23 protein-coding genes are annotated in these 19,652 nt (G+C 64.9%); 5 read left to right on the forward strand and 18 right to left on the reverse strand.

Annotated features, from left to right (window positions below; translation table 11 throughout):
- Window positions 1-67: 67 nt before the first annotated feature.
- A complete protein-coding gene (locus CH293_RS25390; protein WP_094721869.1) occupies window positions 68-1,186 on the forward strand; it encodes a TDT family transporter in 1,119 nt (372 codons plus the stop codon).
- Here CH293_RS25390 and puuE read toward each other — a convergent pair.
- Window positions 1,164-2,108, reverse strand: coding sequence for an allantoinase PuuE (puuE, locus tag CH293_RS25395; protein ID WP_255122984.1), 945 nt, complete (start codon window positions 2,106-2,108; stop codon window positions 1,164-1,166). The genes CH293_RS25390 and puuE overlap by 23 nt on opposite strands.
- Before the next feature lie 155 nt (window positions 2,109-2,263).
- Here puuE and CH293_RS25400 point away from each other — a divergent pair, with 155 nt between their 5' ends.
- Entirely contained in the window at window positions 2,264-2,533 is a 270-nt protein-coding gene (locus CH293_RS25400; RefSeq protein WP_094653453.1) for a DUF2631 domain-containing protein, read from the forward strand.
- Between the two features lie 116 nt (window positions 2,534-2,649).
- On the opposite strand, the gene rlmN is transcribed toward CH293_RS25400, so the two are convergent.
- Window positions 2,650-3,714 (reverse strand): 23S rRNA (adenine(2503)-C(2))-methyltransferase RlmN, encoded by a 1,065-nt coding sequence (rlmN, locus tag CH293_RS25405; RefSeq protein WP_217900789.1) that lies wholly within the window; start codon window positions 3,712-3,714, stop codon window positions 2,650-2,652.
- A 281-nt stretch (window positions 3,715-3,995) separates the two neighbouring features.
- Here rlmN and CH293_RS25410 point away from each other — a divergent pair, with 281 nt between their 5' ends.
- Together CH293_RS25410 and CH293_RS25415 are read left to right on the forward strand one after the other, a co-directional pair.
- Complete coding sequence (locus CH293_RS25410; protein ID WP_094721810.1) at window positions 3,996-4,409, forward strand: lipopolysaccharide assembly LapA domain-containing protein; 414 nt, start codon at window positions 3,996-3,998, stop codon at window positions 4,407-4,409.
- 106 nt (window positions 4,410-4,515) lie between these two features.
- A complete protein-coding gene (locus tag CH293_RS25415) occupies window positions 4,516-5,355 on the forward strand; it encodes a CoA ester lyase (protein ID WP_094721811.1) in 840 nt (279 codons plus the stop codon).
- A gap of 9 nt (window positions 5,356-5,364) precedes the next feature.
- Here CH293_RS25415 and CH293_RS25420 read toward each other — a convergent pair whose 3' ends face one another.
- The 6 genes from CH293_RS25420 to rpsB all read right to left on the reverse strand — a co-directional run bounded on the left by CH293_RS25420 (window position 5,365) and on the right by rpsB (window position 10,382).
- Window positions 5,365-6,078 carry a methyltransferase domain-containing protein gene (locus CH293_RS25420; protein WP_037111435.1) on the reverse strand — a complete coding sequence of 238 codons (714 nt, stop codon included), beginning with the start codon at window positions 6,076-6,078 and terminating at the stop codon, window positions 5,365-5,367.
- Window positions 6,075-6,947: a phosphatidate cytidylyltransferase gene (locus tag CH293_RS25425; RefSeq protein WP_255122986.1), complete on the reverse strand. Its 873-nt coding sequence runs from the start codon at window positions 6,945-6,947 to the stop codon at window positions 6,075-6,077. Before CH293_RS25425 ends, CH293_RS25420 begins: the two co-directional genes overlap by 4 nt.
- 90 nt (window positions 6,948-7,037) lie before the next feature.
- Entirely contained in the window at window positions 7,038-7,595 is a 558-nt protein-coding gene (gene frr / locus CH293_RS25430) for a ribosome recycling factor (protein WP_037111432.1), read from the reverse strand.
- Window positions 7,596-7,653: 58 nt separating this feature from the next.
- Entirely contained in the window at window positions 7,654-8,382 is a 729-nt protein-coding gene (gene pyrH, locus CH293_RS25435) for a UMP kinase (RefSeq protein ID WP_019664242.1), read from the reverse strand.
- 222 nt (window positions 8,383-8,604) lie between these two features.
- Complete coding sequence (gene tsf, locus CH293_RS25440) at window positions 8,605-9,429, reverse strand: translation elongation factor Ts (RefSeq protein WP_037111430.1); 825 nt, start codon at window positions 9,427-9,429, stop codon at window positions 8,605-8,607.
- Between the two features lie 92 nt (window positions 9,430-9,521).
- Window positions 9,522-10,382 carry a 30S ribosomal protein S2 gene (rpsB, locus tag CH293_RS25445; protein WP_019664244.1) on the reverse strand — a complete coding sequence of 287 codons (861 nt, stop codon included), beginning with the start codon at window positions 10,380-10,382 and terminating at the stop codon, window positions 9,522-9,524.
- Between the two features lie 336 nt (window positions 10,383-10,718).
- Here rpsB and CH293_RS25450 point away from each other — a divergent pair, with 336 nt between their 5' ends.
- The gene (locus tag CH293_RS25450; RefSeq protein WP_094721813.1) at window positions 10,719-11,234 is read left to right on the forward strand and encodes a M23 family metallopeptidase; all 516 of its coding nucleotides are present in this window, start codon (window positions 10,719-10,721) and stop codon (window positions 11,232-11,234) included.
- Here CH293_RS25450 and CH293_RS25455 read toward each other — a convergent pair.
- The 10 genes from CH293_RS25455 to CH293_RS25495 form a co-directional block, all read right to left on the reverse strand.
- Complete coding sequence (locus CH293_RS25455; protein WP_094721814.1) at window positions 11,231-12,580, reverse strand: MinD/ParA family protein; 1,350 nt, start codon at window positions 12,578-12,580, stop codon at window positions 11,231-11,233. The two genes, CH293_RS25450 and CH293_RS25455, sit on opposite strands and share 4 nt — an antisense overlap.
- A gap of 181 nt (window positions 12,581-12,761) precedes the next feature.
- Window positions 12,762-13,685, reverse strand: a complete 924-nt coding sequence (locus tag CH293_RS25460; protein ID WP_094721815.1) for a tyrosine recombinase XerC — start codon at window positions 13,683-13,685, stop codon at window positions 12,762-12,764.
- A gap of 51 nt (window positions 13,686-13,736) precedes the next feature.
- Entirely contained in the window at window positions 13,737-14,519 is a 783-nt protein-coding gene (locus CH293_RS25465; protein ID WP_094721816.1) for a siderophore-interacting protein, read from the reverse strand.
- A 78-nt stretch (window positions 14,520-14,597) separates the two neighbouring features.
- Complete coding sequence (dprA, locus tag CH293_RS25470; protein WP_094721817.1) at window positions 14,598-15,722, reverse strand: DNA-processing protein DprA; 1,125 nt, start codon at window positions 15,720-15,722, stop codon at window positions 14,598-14,600.
- The gene (locus CH293_RS25475) at window positions 15,719-17,227 is read right to left on the reverse strand and encodes a YifB family Mg chelatase-like AAA ATPase (RefSeq protein ID WP_094721818.1); all 1,509 of its coding nucleotides are present in this window, start codon (window positions 17,225-17,227) and stop codon (window positions 15,719-15,721) included. Before CH293_RS25475 ends, dprA begins: the two co-directional genes overlap by 4 nt.
- A complete protein-coding gene (locus CH293_RS25480) occupies window positions 17,227-17,580 on the reverse strand; it encodes a YraN family protein (protein ID WP_037111574.1) in 354 nt (117 codons plus the stop codon). The genes CH293_RS25475 and CH293_RS25480 overlap by 1 nt, the downstream gene beginning before the upstream one ends.
- 272 nt (window positions 17,581-17,852) lie before the next feature.
- The gene (locus CH293_RS25485; protein ID WP_037111419.1) at window positions 17,853-18,191 is read right to left on the reverse strand and encodes an Lsr2 family protein; all 339 of its coding nucleotides are present in this window, start codon (window positions 18,189-18,191) and stop codon (window positions 17,853-17,855) included.
- A gap of 199 nt (window positions 18,192-18,390) precedes the next feature.
- Complete coding sequence (locus CH293_RS28305) at window positions 18,391-18,549, reverse strand: Loki-CTERM sorting domain-containing protein (protein WP_176460122.1); 159 nt, start codon at window positions 18,547-18,549, stop codon at window positions 18,391-18,393.
- Window positions 18,550-18,561: 12 nt separating this feature from the next.
- Window positions 18,562-18,867 carry a DUF2469 domain-containing protein gene (locus CH293_RS25490; protein WP_019664254.1) on the reverse strand — a complete coding sequence of 102 codons (306 nt, stop codon included), beginning with the start codon at window positions 18,865-18,867 and terminating at the stop codon, window positions 18,562-18,564.
- A 43-nt stretch (window positions 18,868-18,910) separates the two neighbouring features.
- Window positions 18,911-19,648, reverse strand: coding sequence for a ribonuclease HII (locus tag CH293_RS25495; RefSeq protein ID WP_080733024.1), 738 nt, complete (start codon window positions 19,646-19,648; stop codon window positions 18,911-18,913).
- Between the last annotated feature and the right edge of the window lie 4 nt (window positions 19,649-19,652).

Consider the following 19,652-nt stretch of genomic DNA (forward strand, 5'->3'; position numbering starts at 1 on the left):
TGTGGTTTGGGCGCGATAGGCAATCGACGTCTACCGTCGCCGCCCGCGGACGGGCACCGTGAGTGTCATGACCACGACGCTCCTCGCGAACGCACCCGCCACCCGACGAGGTTCCGTCGTCTCCTCCTCGATGTTTCGAGACATCACCCCGAATCTGTTCACCACGGTGATGGGGACGGGCATCGTCGCCAACGCAGCGGCAACGCTCCCCGTCCAGTTCACCGGGCTACGAGTGTTCGCGACGATCGTCTGGGCATCGGCGGCCTTCGTCCTGACAGCACTGACGGCCGCGCTGGCCGTTCACTGGGTGGTACACCGAGTCCACGCACGAGCACACGCGGCGAATCCGGTGACGGTGCAGTTCTACGGCGCTCCCCCGATGGCCCTGCTCACTGTCGGCGCGGGCGCGGAACTTCTCGGCGGCGACGTCGTGGGCGACGCGACGGCGACGGCCGTCTTCGCGACGTTGTGGACGACCGGGACCGTGCTCGGGGTCCTCGCGAGCGTCACTGTTCCGTACCTCATGATCACCACGCACGACCACACCGACGTGGCTGCTCTACCAGCGTGGTTGATCCCCGTCGTTCCCCCGATGGTGTCCGCGTCCACCGGCGCGTTACTGCTCCCGAACATCGCACCCGGCCAGTGGCGGTCGGCCATGCTCGTCGGGTGTTACGCGATGTTCGGGCTCTCGCTCATCGTCGGCATGCTGACCGTGGCTTTGGTGTACGGGCGTCTGCTCCACCGCGGTGCACCGGCTGCTCACGCGGCCCCCACGATGTGGATCACCCTCGGGATCGTGGGCCAATCCGTCACGGCGGCAGTGCTTCTCGGCAACGATGCAGCGCTGGTGTTCACCGGCGACGACGCGACGATCGCCACAGGTCTACGTATGTTCGGGATCGTCCACGGGCTGGTGATGGGCGGCTTCGGAGTGTTCGTGTTCGCCCTCGCCGCGGCCGTGACAACGCGCTCCCTGCGTCGCGAACGAAGCTTTTCCATGAGCTGGTGGTCGTTCACGTTCCCGATCGGTACGTGCGTCACCGGCGCGACCGCGCTCGGCGGCACTCTGGGCTCCGCAGCTGTCGACGCCGTGGCCGTAGTCCTCTACGTGGTGCTGGTCTCTGCCTGGGCGGTGGTCGTCGCCCGCACCGTCCGTTCACTCACGTCCACCCGTGCGCCGTAGGAGGATGCTCGGCGATCCAATGCCGGGCGATGTCGACACGTCGGGCGATCCACACCTTCTCGTGCGACTGGATGTGGTCGAGGAAACGCTCCAGCGCCCTGATGCGGGCCGGACGTCCGACGAGTCGGCAGTGCAACCCGACCGACAGCATCTTCGGTGAACCGGCTTCACCCTCGGCGTACAGAACGTCGAACGCGTCGCGGAGGTGGGCGAAGAACTCCTCCCCCGTCGAGAATCCACCGGGCGACGAGAAACGCATGTCGTTGGTGTCGAGCGTGTACGGAACGACGAGGTGGTCCACGGTGTCCGATCCACGATTCACCCGAGCCCAATACGGCAGGTCGTCGGCGTAGGAATCGGAGTCGTACAGGAACCCTCCGTGCTCGACGACGAGCGACCGAGTGTTGGGTGAGTCGCGGCCGGTGTACCACCCGAGCGGAGCCGATCCCGTCAGCTCGGTCAAGATCTCCATGGCTTCGGCCATGTGTTCACGCTCGACGTGCTCGTCGATCAGTTGATAACCGATCCAACGCAATCCATGACTCGCGATTTCGTGCCCCTGTTCGACGAAGGCCGCCACCGCGTCCGGATTGCGCTGCATCGCCCGGGCGACGGCGAACACGGTCAACGGCAGTCCGCGGCACTCGAACACTCGAAGCACTCGCCATACGCCGGCGCGAGATCCGTACTCGTACAACGACTCCATACTCATGTGCCGGTTGGGAAACGCCTGAGCCCCGATCATCTCGGACAGAAAGGTCTCCGATGAGGTATCGCCGTCGAGAACGTTGTTCTCGGACCCTTCCTCGTAGTTGAGCACGAACTGAACGGCGATCCGTGCCCCACCCGGCCACCGCGGATCAGGAGGATGCGCGCCGTAGCCGACCATGTCGCGCGGGTAGGGCACACGGGAGTGGGACAGTGGTTCCGGAGTCACGGAAGTCGAGTCTTCCAGCAATCGCGCCGGCGCGCCGAGGATACGGACCCTGGTGGCTACGACGGACGGTCGTATGCAAATATTGTCGATGACGAGCGCGCCTGCCGACGGCGTGAGACATGACCCGAGAGGATCGACCGGTGGCACAAACCGAGCTGAACCCCGCTTCGTACGACCCGGTCGAGTACACCCACGAGGACATCGCCGAGGTCCCGTCCGCCGAGTGGGGATGGAGCGGTGAGTCCAGCAAAGCCATGCGCGTCGCGGCGATCGTCGTGGCGGCCATGCTGCTGTTCATGATTCACGGCAACCACACGGGCCTGGTCGAGGACCTGTGGCTCATCGGCTTCGCGATCGCGCTGGTCGGCATCGTGGTGCGCGACGTGATCGTGCGACGCAAGCCTCGCTGACGAATTTCCCAGGCCTTTCCAGGTCCCAGGCCTTTCCAGGTCCCAGCCTTCCTACGTCGAATGCCCGGTACGACTCGAAGTCGTACCGGGCGTTCACGTTTCGGTAAGTAGCGCGCCTAGTTCTCGGCGGCGAGCTGACCGCATGCAGCGGCGATTTCCTGACCGCGAGTATCGCGGACCGTGCAGGACACACCTTGGGCGATGACTCGTCGCACGAATTCACGCTCGACGTCCTTCGGGCTCGCGTCCCACTCGCTGCCCGGCGTCGGATTGAGCGGAATCAGGTTGACGTGCACTCGCGAACCCAGCGCCTTGTGCAGCTTCTTGCCGAGCATGTCGGCACGCCACGGCTGGTCGTTCACATTTTTGATCATCGCGTATTCGATCGAGACACGACGACCGGTTCGATCGGCGTAATACCGAGCCGCCGACAGGACCTCGGCCACGGACCACCGATTGTTCACCGGCACCAAGGTGTCACGCAGCTCGTCGTCAGGAGTGTGGAGCGACACTGCGAGGGTCACCGACAACCCCTCGTCGGCGAGCTTGCGAATCGCCGGCGCAAGTCCGACGGTCGACACCGTCACCGACCGCTGCGACAGACCGAGCCCGTCCGGCGCGGGCGAGACGATCTTGCGGACGGCTGCGACGACTCGCTTGTAGTTCGCGAGAGGCTCGCCCATACCCATGAACACCACGTTCGACAATCGGCCTTCACCGCCGGCCACTACGCCGTCGCGCAGATCCGCCGCCGCCGAGCGAACCTGGTCCACGATCTCGGCTGTGGTCAGGTTGCGATCGAGACCGCCCTGCCCCGTCGCGCAGAACGGGCACGCCATTCCGCAGCCCGCCTGACTGGAGATGCACAGCGTCGCGCGGTCCGGGTATCGCATCAGGACACTCTCGAGTAGAGTGCCGTCGTTCGCCTTCCACAGCGTCTTCCGGGTGTCGCCGTCGTCGCACGCCAGGTGTTTGATCGGCGTGAGCAGCGTGGGGAACAGATCGGCGCCGACCTTGTCACGCACAGCGGCGGGAAGGTCCGTCATCTTGCTCGTGTCCGCTTCGAGGCGGCTGTAGTAGTGCCTGGCCAACTGGTCGGCACGGAATGCAGGCAGCCCGAGTGCCTTCACCGCGTCCTTCAGGCCGTCACGATCGAGATCCGCCAGGTGACGCGCAGGCATACCGCGCTTGCGATCCGCGAACACCAGCGGAAGCGCAGCCCTCGTCGGTGTGGACGTGCTCTCGGCCGAGTCCGGCGAGGGAGCAGTCCCGGTAGCAGCGTGTGCGTCGGAAACGGAAGCGGAGTCACTCATAGTGCCTCCAGTGTCCCACTCCTGCGCACCGACGCCTATTCAGCACAGTTCACCGTCGACGCCGTCCGTTTCCAGCTCGATGCGGAGGGGTAACCGAATCGACAGCAGATACGCGTGCATTCCCGCCTCGCGTACGAAAGGATCGAACAATGTCCACACCAGCAGGAGATCGCAACGACGGTTCGTTCCCGGACGCGGTGGCGCCGTACGAGGACTCGGGTCCGTCGGCGATCACGACGCCGGATTCGGACCAGCACAGTGCACCCGATCCGGAAGCGGTTCGTGACACGAGGCCAGCCGCCGGGACGACGCCGGACGGCATCGCGCACACCAAAGCCGCAGCTACATGGACCGGCCTCGTGGTCGGCGCGATCGTACTGGTGATCCTTCTCATATTCATCTTGCAGAATCTCGACGCTGTGCCTGTGGAAATATTCGTGTGGACGTTCGAGCTTCCGCTCGGCGTGAGTATGTTGCTCGCCGCGATCGCCGGTGCCCTCGTGATGGCCTTGGCGGGCGGAGTCCGAATCCTTCAGATTCGGCGTGCGGCAAAACGCAAGTAAGAGATCGAACGGTGAACAGTATGCACACAAGCTGGCGTCGTCGAACTGAATCGATAATGCTGGAAGTGCCCGATTTCACCACAAGGAGCCTTTTGTGACCACTTTCATGGAGACACCCGTGACGTCTGGCGTTGCGCCCGAGCGTGCCCGCTCGTGGCTGTTGGTACCCGCCACCAAACCCGACACGTTCACCGCCGCCGCCGAATCCGAAGTCGATGCCGTCATTCTCGACATCGAGGACGCCGTCGCACCGACCGCGAAGCCTGCTGCCCGTGAAGCCGTCGTCTCCTGGCTGGAAGCCGGAAACTCCGCATGGGTGCGAGTGAACGACGCGACGACGAACTTCTGGGCCGACGATCTCGCCGCGCTGTCCGGCCTGAAGGGACTCGCGGGCATCATGCTGGCGAAGACCGAGAGCGGCAGCCAGGTCGAGGCGACAGCGTCGCGCCTGGCCGAGGGAACCCGCATCCTCGCACTCGTCGAATCCGCCATGGGCCTCGAAGCAACACCCGAGATCGCCCGCGCGGACTCCACGTTCCGACTCGCGTTCGGCAGCGGCGACTTCCGGCGCGACACCGGAATGAGCGACGAGCCCCTCGCCATGGCATACCCGCGTTCGCGGCTCGTCGTGTCTTCGCGTGCGGCACGCCTCCCCGGTCCGATCGACGGCCCCACGCTCACCGCGAACGAGAGCATCCTCGCACGCGACTCGGCCCTCACTGTGTCGATGGGCATGACCGGCAAACTGTGTATGCACGCCGAGCAGGCTCCTACCGTCAACCGTGAGCTCGCACCGTCGCCGTCCGACGTGACCTGGGCCGACGAGGTCGTCGACGCACTCGGTGCCGACGGAGCACGGGTGAAGGACGGCAGCGATCTTCCACGTCTCGCCAAGGCACTGAAAATTCGGGACGCCGCCGAGATCTTCGGAGTTCGCGCCGGGTGAGCCGAACGGTCAGGCCAGTTCGATGCCGGCAGGTTTGCGGCGGACATGGACTCGGTATCTGACGTCGAAGTCAAGGCCAGGGATGCTTCGTGCAGCCCTGGCCGCTGTGCTTCGGGTGAACTCGATCCCCAGAACCTCCCGCATCGTTCGGCGATTCGAGAACTCCCACCGAGTGTCGACACGGGTCAACGCGAATCCTTGCGCCTCGAAAAATGCTTCCACAGCGCTGCAGTTGTACTTCGGCAAATCGGCACGCATCCAGTCTCCGTAGGGCGACGCCGAGACGTCGAGATCCACTACGACGAGACTTCCGCCTGGAGCGAGCACTCGCAGCGCCTCGGTGATCCCCGGCCCCGCCCCGACCCCGAAGAAGTACGCCGTCCGGGCGTGCACCAGATCCACGGACGAGTCCGGCAGCGGCAACGATTCCGCGTGGCCTGCGACCACCTCCACGTGGTCCAGACCGGCTACTCGCATCGCGGCAGCCGCCCGGAGTGGCTCGTGCGGCTCGACGCCGATGACCCGACTCGCGTCGGCTGCGAAGTCCGGTAGGTGGAATCCTGTTCCGCATCCAACATCGACCACGACGCGGCCGTCCCAGGGAACCGCCGCGCGCAGATACCGTGGGATGTTTCCGTCGATGTCCTGCGCCAGGTTCTCGGCCTCGTAGATCTCGGGCCAGTGCCAGATGTTCGGACTGGGGATGGTGCGGGGATCCGTCACAGCAGGATCGCGAACACCAGCCACGCTACGAAAGCCGACGGGAGCAACGAGTCCAGACGATCCATGATGCCGCCGTGACCCGGCAGCAACGTACCCATGTCCTTGATGCGGAGATCTCGCTTGACCTGAGACTCGATGAGGTCGCCGAGCGTACCTGTCACCACGAGTACGACGCCGAGGAGAACGCCGATCATGGAGTTGGCGTCGAGGATGAGTGTGACCGTCAGAAGGCTGCCGATCACGCAGAACAGCAACGACCCGGCCAAACCTTCCCAGGACTTCTTGGGACTGATCGCCGGAGCCATCGGGTGCTTGCCGAACAGCACCCCGGCGACGTATCCGCCGACGTCGGAGCAGACGACCGCGATCAGGAACACCAGAACCCGTCCGGCACCGTTCTCTTCCAGCACCATCAGCACGGCGAACGAGGCCAGAAGCGGTAGCCAACAGGCCACGAGAACGGTGACTGCGAGCTCGCGCAGGTAATTCTTGGGTGCCGATCCAAGCCCCTGCTGCAGCAGCAGCCAGACCATGCACACAAGCACGGTCGCCGCCGTTGCACTCAACACGCCCGTCGTACCCCACGGCCATCCGGACCAGATGATCGCTTGACCACCGGCGATGAGCGGAATGCGCGGAACCAGAATGCCCGCTTCGCGGAGACGCTTGGACACCTCGTACGTCGCGACCGCAAGTGCGACGGCGACCACTCCGATCCACACCCGCGGCGCGAACACCATGATCAGAATCAGCGAGATCCCCAGGCCACCACCGACACCGATGGCGGCGGGAAGATTACGGCCGGCCTTGCCGGGCGACTTGGCAGCTGCACTGCCCGGACCGGTCGGGTCGGATGCGGCAGACCCCAGTGGTCGTTCCGTACCCGCCACGACGCTGTCTCCTTGCTTCACGTGTTCCACTTCGGTTCCGCGAGGACCCGACCTCCGCAGCGCGGTAGGTCAGACCTCCATCAGGTCCGCTTCCTTACGCTTGACGAGCTCGTCGATCGCCGCGGTGTACTTGGAGGTCGTCTTGTCGAGCTCGTTCTCCGCGCGAACGACCTCGTCCTCGCCGGCCTCGCCGTCCTTCTGGATGCGCTTGAGCTCGTCCATGGTCTTGCGACGGACGTTGCGAATGGACACCTTCGCGTCCTCGCCTTTGCCCTTGGCCTGCTTGACGAACTCGCGGCGCCGTTCCTCGGTCAACTGGGGCACACCGATGCGGATAAGGTTGCCGTCGTTGGTGGGGTTCACGCCCAGATCCGAGTTCCTGATCGCAGTCTCGATGGGGCCGAGTTGGGCCGCCTCGTACGGCTTGATGACGACGAGCCGGGCCTCGGGGACATTTATGCTCGCGAGCTGGGTGATCGGGGTGGGCGCCCCGTAGTACTCGACGACGATGCGATTGAACATACCGGGATTCGCGCGGCCGGTACGGATGCCCGACAGATCGTCGCGGGCGACGGTGACAGCCTTCTCCATCTTTTCTTCTGCGTCGAAGAGCGCTTCGTCGATCACGGTCTGTCCTCCATAGTCCTTGCCGGGATCCCGGCTCCTCGTTCGTCGGTCACGTCGTTCACGACTTGACCAAAGTACCGATGCTCTCGCCTGCAACCGCACGCGCGATGTTGCCCTGCGTCAACAGGTTGAACACCATGATCGGCATCTGATTGTCCATACACAGGCTGAAGGCGGTGGCGTCGGCGACCTTCAGGCCCTTCTCGAGCACCTGCCGATGCGTGATGGAGTCGTACATCGTGGCCTCGGGATCGAGCTTGGGGTCGGCGGAGTACACCCCGTCGACGGCCTTGGCCATGAGCAGCACTTCCGCGCCGATCTCGAGCGCACGCTGAGCGGCCGTGGTGTCGGTCGAGAAGTACGGCATTCCCATGCCGGCACCGAAGATGACCACTCGGCCCTTCTCGAGGTGACGCCTCGCGCGTAGCGGGAGGTACGGCTCCGCGACTTGCCCCATGGTGATCGCGGTCTGCACGCGGGTCGCTACGCCCTGCTTCTCCAGAAAATCCTGCAGTGCGAGGCAGTTCATGACCGTACCCAGCATGCCCATGTAGTCGGAGCGCGAGCGATCCATACCGCGAACCTGAAGCTCTGCTCCGCGAAAGAAGTTTCCACCGCCGATGACGACGGCTACCTGGACGCCAGTGGAGACCACCTCGGCGATTTGTTCGGCTACGTTGTTGACGACATCCGGGTCCAGGCCGACCTGGCCTCCTCCGAACATCTCACCACCCAGCTTCAGCATCACTCGCTTGAATCCGGGGCGGTCGGTGGCGGGATCGGTCATTGCTCTCCTCGGTTCTCGCCTTCTCGAATGCGCACGGTGAAAAAGGCGCTTCGAAGCGCCTACGGTCTCATCCTGCCCTATCGGCAGCGTCGCGGGCGACACCGCCCGCGACGCGTCGGCACTCGACCGCGCTGGTGCCGACACGGACGATGCCGCCCGCTCGACATGTGTCGAGCGGGCGGCATCTTGGGTGACCGATTTCGTCGACTTACGAGAAGTCGATCAGTTCGCGCCGACCTCGAAGCGCGCGAAACGCACCAGCGTCACGCCCGCCTCGTCGAGGATGGCCTTCACGGACTTCTTGGAATCCTGGACCGAGGACTGCTCGGTCAGCACGACGTCCTTGAAGAAGCCGTTGACGCGGCCTTCGATGATCTTCGGCAGAGCCTGCTCCGGCTTGCCCTCCTCGCGTGCGGTCTCCTCGGCGATGCGACGCTCGGACGCGACGATCTCCTCGGGAACCTCGTCACGCGTGACGTACTTGGCCTTGAGTGCGGCAACCTGCATGGCTGCGCCGCGAGCGGCCTCGGCTGCGGCTTCGCCCTCGCCGGTGTACTCGACGAGAACGCCGACGGCGGGGGGAAGATCTGCGCTGCGCTTGTGCAGGTAGGTGGCCACGGGTCCGTCGAAGGACACGACGCGACGGATCTCGAGCTTCTCACCGATCTTGGCCGAGAGCTCCTGCAGGGCGTTGTCGACGGTCTTGCCGTCCAAGTCGAGTGCCTTCAGCGCATCGACGTCGGCGGGCTTGCCATCGGCGGCAACGGCGGCGACAGAATCCGCGAACGCCTGGAACTCCTCGTTCTTCGCGACGAAGTCCGTCTCGGAGTTGATCTCGACGAGGACGCCGCCCTTGGCGACGACCAGGCCTTCGGCGGTGGACCGCTCGGCGCGCTTGCCGACGTCCTTCGCGCCCTTGATGCGCAGCTGCTCGACGGCCTTGTCGAAATCGCCGTCGGTCTCGGCGAGTGCGTTCTTGCAGTCCATCATTCCGGAGCCGGTGAGCTCACGGAGCCGCTTGACGTCAGCGGCGGTGTAGTTCGCCATGTTGAGCGAGCCTCCTCGAATGCTGTGGGTATGGGTCGTCACGCGCGAAGGGTCCTGGGCGGGGTGTATCCCCCGGCCCAGGACCCGTTCGATCAAGCCTGTGTTGCAGGTGCTTCCGCAGCAGGCGTCTCGGCCGGAGCCTCGGCAGCTGCTTCCTGCGTAGCCTCGGCAGCGGGCGAAGCCTGAGCGAGCTGCTCGAGCTCCCACTCGGCGAGGGGCTCGCCTGCGCCGACCTCGGGCTTCGCATCGGTCGAGGTGTTCTGGCCCGCGCGAGCCTGGACACCCTCGGCCACTGCAGAGGCGACGACCTTGGTCAGCAGGGCTGCGGAACGAATCGCATCGTCGTTGCCCGGGATCGGGTAGTCGACGACGTCGGGATCGCAGTTGGTGTCGAGGATCGCGATGACCGGGATCTTCAGCTTGCGAGCCTCGCCTACGGCGATGTGCTCCTTGTTGGTGTCGACGATCCAGATGGCCGAGGGAACCTTGGCCATGTCACGGATACCACCGAGGGTGCGGTCCAGCTTGGTCATCTCACGCGTGAGCATGAGGATTTCCTTCTTGGTGCGTCCCTCGAAGCCACCGGTCTGCTCCATTGCCTCGAGCTCTTTGAGGCGGAGAAGGCGCTTGTGGACCGTCTGGAAGTTGGTGAGCATGCCGCCCAGCCAGCGCTGGTTCACGTAGGGCATTCCCACGCGGGTCGCCTCGGCGGCGATGGACTCCTGCGCCTGCTTCTTGGTGCCGACGAACAGAACCGTGCCACCGTGAGCGACGGTTTCCTTGACGAACTCGTAGGCCTTGTCGATGAAGGTCAGAGTCTGCTGCAAGTCGATGATGTAGATACCGTTGCGGTCGGTGAAGATGAATCGCTTCATCTTCGGGTTCCAGCGACGGGTCTGGTGTCCGAAGTGTGTGCCGCTGTCGAGCAGCTGCTTCATGGTTACTACAGCCATGGCTGAATAACTCTCTTTCGATTGCCGGTTGACGCAGAGTGTCGTGTGACCTCTGCCCTGGCGACCGCTGGCTGCCGGACCCGCTCGCATCGATGCGGGACCGCCGACAACCGGTTACGAAGTACGTGCCACCGAGGTGGATACTTGCGTTACGCGGACGCGCGAAGTCGACCCGTGCAGGCACAGGTCGCTCACACAGTGTACGACGTCCGCGTCCCTGGTCATAACCGACCTCTACCGGGAGGCGCACACTCCCCTGTGGATGAACGATGTCGTTATCCACAGGCAGGGCCTCACAGCGTCCGTCGGTGCCGCCCGTTCGTGCACGCTGAAGCGGTGCGAAACCTCGTCGGTCGTTCAGCGACAGCTCTTCTCGTCACGATCGTCCTCGTGGTCGCCGCCCTTCCACCGGTAGGCGCAGCGCCGCCCCGTGCCGACGGCGCCGGATTCACCTGGCCGCTGGCACCTCGCCCGCACGTGCTCCGCGCGTTCGACCCACCCGAGCACGACTGGCTACCCGGTCATCGTGGGGTCGATCTCGCGGGCGTGGACGGACAGTACGTTCTGGCTGCAGGCGAAGGAATCGTCGTGTTCTCCGGAACCGTCGCGGGCAAGCCCGTGGTGTCGATAGATCACCCGAGTGGCCTGCGGACCACGTACGAGCCGGTACGTGCGGCGACGTCCGCAGGTACCCGGGTCGGACGTGGCGACGTGATCGGGCTTCTGGAAGCGGAACACCCCGGCTGCGATGGAGCATGCCTTCACTGGGGGGTGCGTCGCGGACACGAATATCTGGATCCGACCGTCCTCGTCGAACGGGCACCCGTCCGTCTCAAGCCGCTGACGTCCTAACGCCAGCTGGGTCCGGAGTGGCGGCCCGACGCGGCGGGGAAATCGTCCGCGACCATCGCCGCGAGTTCGACGAAGGCAGCCCTGGTCTGAGGTCGCAGAAGATCGAGGTCCACCACAGCGCCCTCGGCCAGGTGCTCGTCGAACGGCACGACGAGCACCGCACGACACCGTTCCAGAAAGTGCTGAGTCAACAAGTTCATGTCGACGGCGGACGAACCTGGACGGACCGAACTGATGACGACGACCGTGCGCTCCACGAGGTGGCCGTACCCGTGCAGCTGCAGCCAATCCAGGGTGGCGGCCGCGCTTCGGGCACCGTCGACGGCCGGTGAAGACACGAGCACGAGCGCGTTGGCGAGCTGCAGCACACCGTTCATCGCCGAGTGCATGATGCCGGTACCGCAATCCGTCAGAATGAGGTTGTAATACACCTGCAGCATCTCGATGACGGACCGGTAGTCCTGTTCGCCGAACATCTCCGACGCGGCAGGATCACGTTCTCCGGCAAGGACTTCCAACCGACTGGGAGCCTGCGACGTGTGTGCACGGATATCCGAGTACCGGCGGATGTTCGGGGCGTCCGCCAACAGATCGCGCACGGTGGACGACGTCTGCCTCGGAACCCTCTCGCCGAGCGTGCCGAAATCCGGATTCGCGTCCACAGCGATCACGCAGTCCCCGCGGAGCGACGCGAAGGTGGCACCGAGACCGAGCGTGGTGGTCGTCTTGCCGACGCCACCCTTCAAGGAGAGGAAAGCGATGCGGTAGTCACCGAGGACGGGCTGCCGAATGCGTTCCACCTGGTTGCGGTAGCGCTCCTCGGCAGTCGACTCGCCTGGATTGATGACGCCGCCGGTGAGCCGGTGAACACCCCGGCGCCACCCGGACGTGGACGCACGTTTGGGTCGCCGGAGCAAACTGTCCGGGGCAAGGTCCTGACTGGTCGGCTGAAAGCGAGGGTCGTGCGGCTGGCCACCGGGGTACCCGCCACGATCACGGTCGTCGGAAGTACCGGCCGGGCCCGGCGCCCACGGCGGGGTCCACTCCTCCGGACGCGGGGTGCCTGAGGGCCGGTCAGCGGGCTGTCGATCAGCGGTCGGAGCGGGTGCGTCGGGCTGGGACGGCGACGTGAACCTCGGCGGCGCCGGCTGCCGTTCCGATCCGCGCGGAGTCTGCCAGGGGGGAGCCTGACGCTCCCCGTTCATCGACGTCCCGGTGAACGGAACCTGATGAGCAGCGCGCACCGGCTCCACAGGCGTAGTGCTGGGTCGCGCTGCACCGTTCGAGCCGGTCTGGGCACGTATCGACCACGCCGCCGATGCGCCGTGCGTGTGCTCGCGGTCCACGGTCCCCCCGTCTCCACAATCATGGGCATGTTCTGGGTCACTCACGGCAGTGCCGGAAGGACACCTGATATCCGAACACGACATCTCTTCGAGCCCAGAATACTTCGCAAGCGGTCTGTTTCCCACGACGCTACCAAACACTCACGAATCAGCATGTGGCAGAGCTCACGCATCGACCCGGTCACGCCCGGGGGTGCGCCCTGTCGTGGACCGCACGCAGACGGTCAACCGACACGTGGGTGTAGATCTGAGTGGTGGCGAGCGACGAGTGCCCGAGAAGCTCCTGCACCACCCTCAGGTCGGCTCCACCTTCGAGAAGATGGGTAGCTGCGGAGTGCCTCAACCCGTGCGGGGCGAGATCGGGTGCTCCCGGAACGGAGGCCAAGACCTCGTGAACGGCCGTGCGGGCCTGACGCGGATCCAAGCGCCCTCCACGACGCCCCAGCAGTAGCGCGCCGCCGGACCGCTCCGTGGCCAGTTCCGGGCGTCCGTACGCGAGCCACTGGTTCAACGACTCCGCCGCCGGGCCCCCGAACGGCGCGGATCGCTCCTTGTCGCCCTTGCCGACCACGCGGACCACGCGTCGCTGATCGTCGACGTCGCCGATATCGAGTCCGCAGAGCTCGCTGACGCGGATTCCGGTGGCGTAGAGCAGTTCTACGACGAGCCGGTCCCGCACTGCGACGGGATCGAGCTCCTCGGCTCCGATCTTCGCCCACGCCATCGCTTCGTCGGCTTGGTTCTGCTTCAGAACGGACGGGAGATGCCGCCCCGCCCGGGGAGCCGACAGACGAAGCGCTGGATCCGTGTCCAACCGGCCCGTTCCGACGCACCAGGCCGTGAAGGATTTCGCCGACGACGTCCGTCGAGCCAGCGAGGTTCTGGCCGCCCCGCTTCGGGCTTGCGAGGCCAGCCAGGATCGAAGCACCTGCAGGTTCAGCGCACTCAGATCACTCGTCTCGTCCACGCCGACGAGGTAGTGCAGCAGTGATTCGGCGTCGCGCAGGTAAGCGCGAACCGTGTGCGGCGAACGGTCCCGACCCAGCGTCAGATATTCCGCGTACTCGTCGAGATGGACTCTCAGAGTCGTCGGCAAAGCGTCCATACCCGTAAGACTCTCCGCCTCGACGCCCGACGGCAAGTGGGCGCGCGGGCGTCAGGCAGATGCGCCGGACTCGGCCTGAGCCAACTCGCGCTTCCACTCGCGGAACTTCTCTTCGGTACGTCCGCGACGCCAGTACCCGGAGATCGATGCCCAGTCGGCGGGCACTCCGCGTTCCTTACGGACGTACCCGCGCAGGTTGTGCATCACGGCCTGCGCCTCGCCGTGAATGAAAACCTGCGCACGGCCCGGCAGCCACTCCGTCGACTTCACGGCCTCGATCAGCGGAGCGTTGTCCCCTGCCTTGTCGTCTTCTACGGCGTTGGACGGGGCGCCCCGATGCACCCAGGTAACGTCGACGACGGCCAGTGTCTCGAAATAGATCTCGTCCTTGCGGTCAGCGACCTCGACGAACACCTTGGCAATCGCGTCCTCGGGAAGCGATTCGACCGCCGCGGCGATCGCTGGGATCGCGGACTCGTCGCCGGCCAACAGATGCCAGTCCGCCTCGGGCTTCGGACGGTAGGCCCCGTTCGGGCCGTACACACCGATCTGTTCACCAGGCTGCACGCGGGCTGCCCACGGACCCGCAACGCCCTCGTCACCGTGCACGACGAAGTCGATCGCGATCTCGCGCTTCCGAGTGTCGACCGATCGAACCGTGTAGGTCCGGAGCACCTCGTCGTCACCCTGACCGAAGATCAGCTTGACGTAGGAATCGGTGAAGTCGGTCGGCGTGAATGCGTCGAAGCCCGGGTCGCCGAGATAGACCCGATGCATGTGGGGCGTCAAGGCCTCGGTACGGAGGACGGTCAGAACAATTTTCTCGCGTGCCACGTGTTTTCAGCCTTTCCGAGCTGTCTCGTGCTATCGGTGAGTAAGCATTACCTAAATAGGCTACCGGTCCCGGCGTTGTCATGGCCGCACCAGCCGGAACCAGCCGGTGTCGTCACTGGAGACGAAGCCCTCGAGTTCGAGCAGCGGCAACACCGATCGCACCTTCGCGACGGGCACGGACGATGCCTCCGACAACTCCTGCGGCGAGCGCGTTCCTGTCGCGGGCAGCGCTTCGTACACCAGCAAAGCGTTGTCGGACAACGCGTCGAGGTCACGGAACATCGAGGGACGACCCTCTCCGACTTCCCCGGACGGCCCGGCCTCGGCCACGACGTCGTGAGCGTCGGCCACGAGGCGCGCCTCACCTTCGCGAATCATCCGATGACACCCCTTGGACGACGCGGAGGTGACGGGTCCTGGTACCGCCAGTACCGGCTTTCCGAGTCTGTTCGCCCAGGCTGCGGTGTTGCGTGCACCGCTCCTCCACCCCGCTTCGACGACGACGACCGCGGACCCGAAAGCAGCGACGATCCGATTGCGTGAGAGGAAGCGATGGCGAGCCGGGGTGGTACCGGGCCCGTACTCGCTGATGACGGCACCGCTGCCGGCGATCCTCTGCAACAACCTTGAATGCCCCGACGGATACGCACGGTCGACGCCGCAGGCCAGTACGGCGACCGTACTGCCGGACACGCCGAGGGCGGCACGATGCGCAGCTGCGTCGATTCCGAACGCGGCACCCGACACTATGGTCCACCCGTCGACGGCAAGATCGCCGGCGATCTCGGCGGTGACGTGTTCCCCGTATGCCGTTGCCGCTCGGGTGCCGACGATCGCGACGGACCGCTCCACGAGTTCGTCGACGGGTGTGGTGCCGAGGACCCACAACGCACACGGCCCGCACCGATCGGCACCCTCGCTCAGTCCGGCTCCGTCGAACGCCAGCAGTCGCCACATCGGCCATTCCGGATCGTCCGGAGTCACCAACCGTCCGCCCAGTGTGTCCATCAGGTCCAGGTCGGCGGCGGCGGTGTCGACGTGCGATCGCGCGGCGAGCCGCTCACCCAACCCGCCGCCTTCGACCGCCGCTCGAGCCTCCTCGGGTCCGGCGGCCAGCGCGAAGTCCAGCAGCGGACGGTGTGGACCCTGCGCCGCCCGAGACAGGTACGCCCAGGCCAGTTTTCGCGGATCGTGCGTACTCACGAGATACCCCTGTCCCTGAAATCCAATGCCGCTCCCACTTCTTCCAGGCCCGGTGCGTCGCTACCTGCAAGATCGCTGAGCGTCCACGACACTCGAAGTGCTCGGTCCGCCCCTCGCGCCGTCAACGAACCGGTGCGGAGAGCACGTTCGAGCGGACGCAGCGCGGCGTTGCTCAACCTGAACTTCTGCCGCAGAGCAGGCCCCGGTACCTCCGCGTTGGTCGTCCATCCGAATTCACGCCATCGCTCCGCTGCGGCGTCTCGCGCACCCGTCACACGTGATCGAACCGCGTCGGTCGACTCGCCCACGTCGTCCACCAACGCACCCGTCGCGACCGCGTGCATCGCGATGCGTAGATCCACCCGATCCATCAGAGGTCCGGACAGTTTTCCGAGATACTTGCGCCGAACCGTCGGTGCGCAGACACAGTCGGCACTTCGGGCAGGTGCACACGGACATGGGTTGGCCGCGAGAATCAGCTGGAACCGGGCGGGGTACCGGGCGACTCCGTCGCGTCGCGCGATCCGGATCTCTCCGTCTTCGAGCGGTGTCCGTAGCGCTTCCAACGTCTTCGCACCCATCTCGGCGCATTCGTCCAGGAACAACACTCCCCTGTGTGCACGGCTGACGGCGCCGGGTTTGGCCATTCCCGTGCCACCGCCGACCAGCGCACTCACGGTGGTCGAGTGGTGAGGTGCGATGAACGGCGGCGCGGTGATCAGCGGCCGATCCCCCGTCAACGTGCCTGCCACCGAGTGGATTGCCGTGACCTCCAGCGACTCCGCATCGGTCAGCGGAGGAAGGATGCCGGGAAGTCGTTGCGCCAGCATCGTTTTGCCGATACCGGGAGGACCGGTCAACATGATGTGGTGCGCACCTGCTGCGGCGACCTCCAGTGCCCACCGCGCCTCCTCCTGCCCGACGACTTCACTCATGTCCGGGTACACGGCATCGTCGCTCGGCACCGACGGAACACCCCGATCGAGCACCGTCTCGCCGCGAAGCCACTCGACGACCTCCTTCAACGACACCGCGCCCAGCACCTCGATGCCCTCGACCAGACCGGCTTCCGCGAGCACGGACGACGGCACGACCACCCGTCGCCACCCGGCCCGTTCGACTGCCATGACCGCGGGAAGTACTCCGCGAACGCCTCGCAGTCGACCGTCCAGCGCCAGCTCCCCCAGAAACACGGCGCTTTCCGACGATCGCGGCGGTATCTGCTTCGCCGCGTCGAGAACTGCCAGAGACAGTGCCAGGTCGTACACGGATCCGACTTTCGGCAGTGTCGCCGGCGACAACGCCAACACGACTCGTGTGTCCGGCCAGGTCGCACCGGAATTGCTGACCGCGGCCTTCACACGGTCCCTGGATTCGTTCAACGCCGTATCCGGTAGCCCGACGAGGTGAATGCCCGGCAAGCCACGTCCGATGTCTGCTTCGATCTCGACCATTTGCCCGTCCACGCCGCTGACGGCCACCGAGAATGCGCGCCCCAACGCCATCAGAACACCCCGCGCAGATGCGATACCGCGGGATCACCCTCGTCGGTCATCACGATCGCGACCACGTCGAACCGGATACGAACCCACGGCCCCCCGCGTTCGTCGAGCCACGCGAGAGCCAAACGTCTGATTCGCTGCTGTTTGGTGTAGGTCACCGACTCTGCGGGAGTCCCGAATCCGATACCCGACCTCGTCTTCACCTCGACGAAGACCGTGACGTCCCCGTCGCGGGCCACGATGTCGAGTTCGCCGTGTCTGCACCGCCAGTTGCGATCGATCAACTCCATCCCGTTGTCGACCAAATGCAGCGCGGCCAAGGCCTCGCCGCGCGCCCCCAATTCCTGATTCGACACTCGTCCCCCTCGCGGTCGTCGGTTCGCCGTGTGGGCAGAACCTGATCGAACGATGCACGAGCGGATGATCGGCACAACGGTGAATTCCCACGTCGAATTCTGCCCTGTGGAATTCAAGAAGACTGTGGATTAGGCACGTGCCCGGGACCGAAATAGTTCGGATGATGTCGGTCTCGAATGATAGGGGCGAACGCGGCGCCGAACAGCACCCGAACACGACAATGCCCCCGCTGTGCACAGCGGGGGCATCCGAAAGAGACCAGGCAGTGACGCTAGTGTGCGGCCTCGTACGCAGCCTGTACGTCCTGGCTGATTCGTCCGCGGGCACTCACTTCGTGACCGTTCTCCCGCGCCCAGGCTCGGATGTCCTGAAGATCTGCCTTGGCTCGGGAAGAAGACGCAGATCCTTTGCGAGGTTTACGACCGGACACCTTTTCTGCGTGCTCGATCCAGAACGCAAGTTGTTCGTGAAGTTCGTTTGCGTGCTTCAAGTTCAAATCGATCCGGTACTGGTTGCCACCGATACCGAATTCGATGGTTTCCCCTTGCCCCTCTTTGATGACCGATCCGTCGACATCATCGATCATTTGGACGAGAGTCTTGCGCGCCATGTCCGAACCTCTAACCGTCAAAGGAATGTGCTGATCGATTCTTTTTACCACCGTGTATCGCCGGTTTCAAAAGAATGAGTGCGATTCACAGCACGGTGTCAGGAAAGAAAAAAGCGGGATCGACGTGCGAATTCCGCTTCGAATTCTTCGATCTGTTGCACCACAACACAATTCGACACCGAACGGAGCTGCACTCGATCTACGAACCGAGTAACTGCCAGGCGACCTGACCTACCACCAAGCACACCGCAGCGACGCCGATCAACTGCGCAACGACCATTACGTTCCGTCGGCGCCGACGGCGGCCGAAGAGGTACACGATGGACGCGAGCACCAGCAACCAGACGGTGACCGACACCGACTGTTCCCGCTACTCGGGCAGCCGGAGGTCCGGCTTTTCGAGTTCCTCGATGTTGACGTCCTTGAACGTGATCACCCGGACGTGCTTGACGAAACGGGCCGGGCGGTACATATCCCACACCCAGGCGTCGGACATACGAAGTTCGAAATAGATCTCACCGTCCGCGTTGTGCGGAATCAGCTCCACCGAATTGGCGAGATAAAAACGTCGTTCGGTTTCGACGACGTAGTTGAATTGCCCGACGATGTCCCGGTACTCCCGGTACAACGAGAGCTCCATCTCGGTTTCGTACTTTTCGAGATCTTCGGCACTCATCGGTTTTCTCTCATCCTCGTTCTTGCTCGGCATCGAACGTTCATCATCGCGCACTCCGTTCGTCCAGGTCCATTCGGCCCAGCACGGACGCAACTGCATCGACACCCTTTTGTGCTGCGGCCACGTTCGCGTAGGACATCCGATGCTCGGCGCACGGGCCGAGCTCGGTCATCGCTGCCGCATGAATCTTCGTGCTGTATCCCTTGTGCACCGCGAAACCGTATCCGGGATAGCGCGAGTCCATGTCGACCATGACTCGATCTCGGGACACTTTGGCCAGGACGCTCGCAGCCGCAATGCAGGCCGCCGTCGCGTCCCCGCCGATCACCGGAAGTGACGGAGCGGGCAGGCCGGGCACCCGGAACCCGTCGGTCAACACGTAACCGGGAGTCGTTCCCAGACCTGCCACGGCGCGACGCATCCCTTCGATGTTGGCGACGTGGACGCCGATCCGATCGATTTCCTCGGCCTCGATGAACACGACGCTCCACGCGAGGGCCAACCGGGTGATCTTGGGGAACAGTTCCTCGCGGCGTTTCTCGGTCAGCTTCTTCGAATCGTTCAGATCGGCCAGCGACGCGTACGGCTTGGGGCCCAGGATGCAGGCCGCAACGGTCAGCGGACCCGCACACGCACCCCTGCCCGCCTCGTCGACGCCCGCCACCGGTCCCAGACCGCCTCGATCGAGGGCCGACTCCATCGTCCGCAGGCCCGAGGACCTACGGATGACAGGACGAGGTGGCCACGGCGGGCGGCCACGCGATCGACTGGTACTGACCATCGGT

Source organism: Rhodococcus sp. 14-2470-1b, from assembly GCF_002259415.1.
In the GTDB taxonomy this organism is placed as follows: domain Bacteria; phylum Actinomycetota; class Actinomycetes; order Mycobacteriales; family Mycobacteriaceae; genus Rhodococcoides.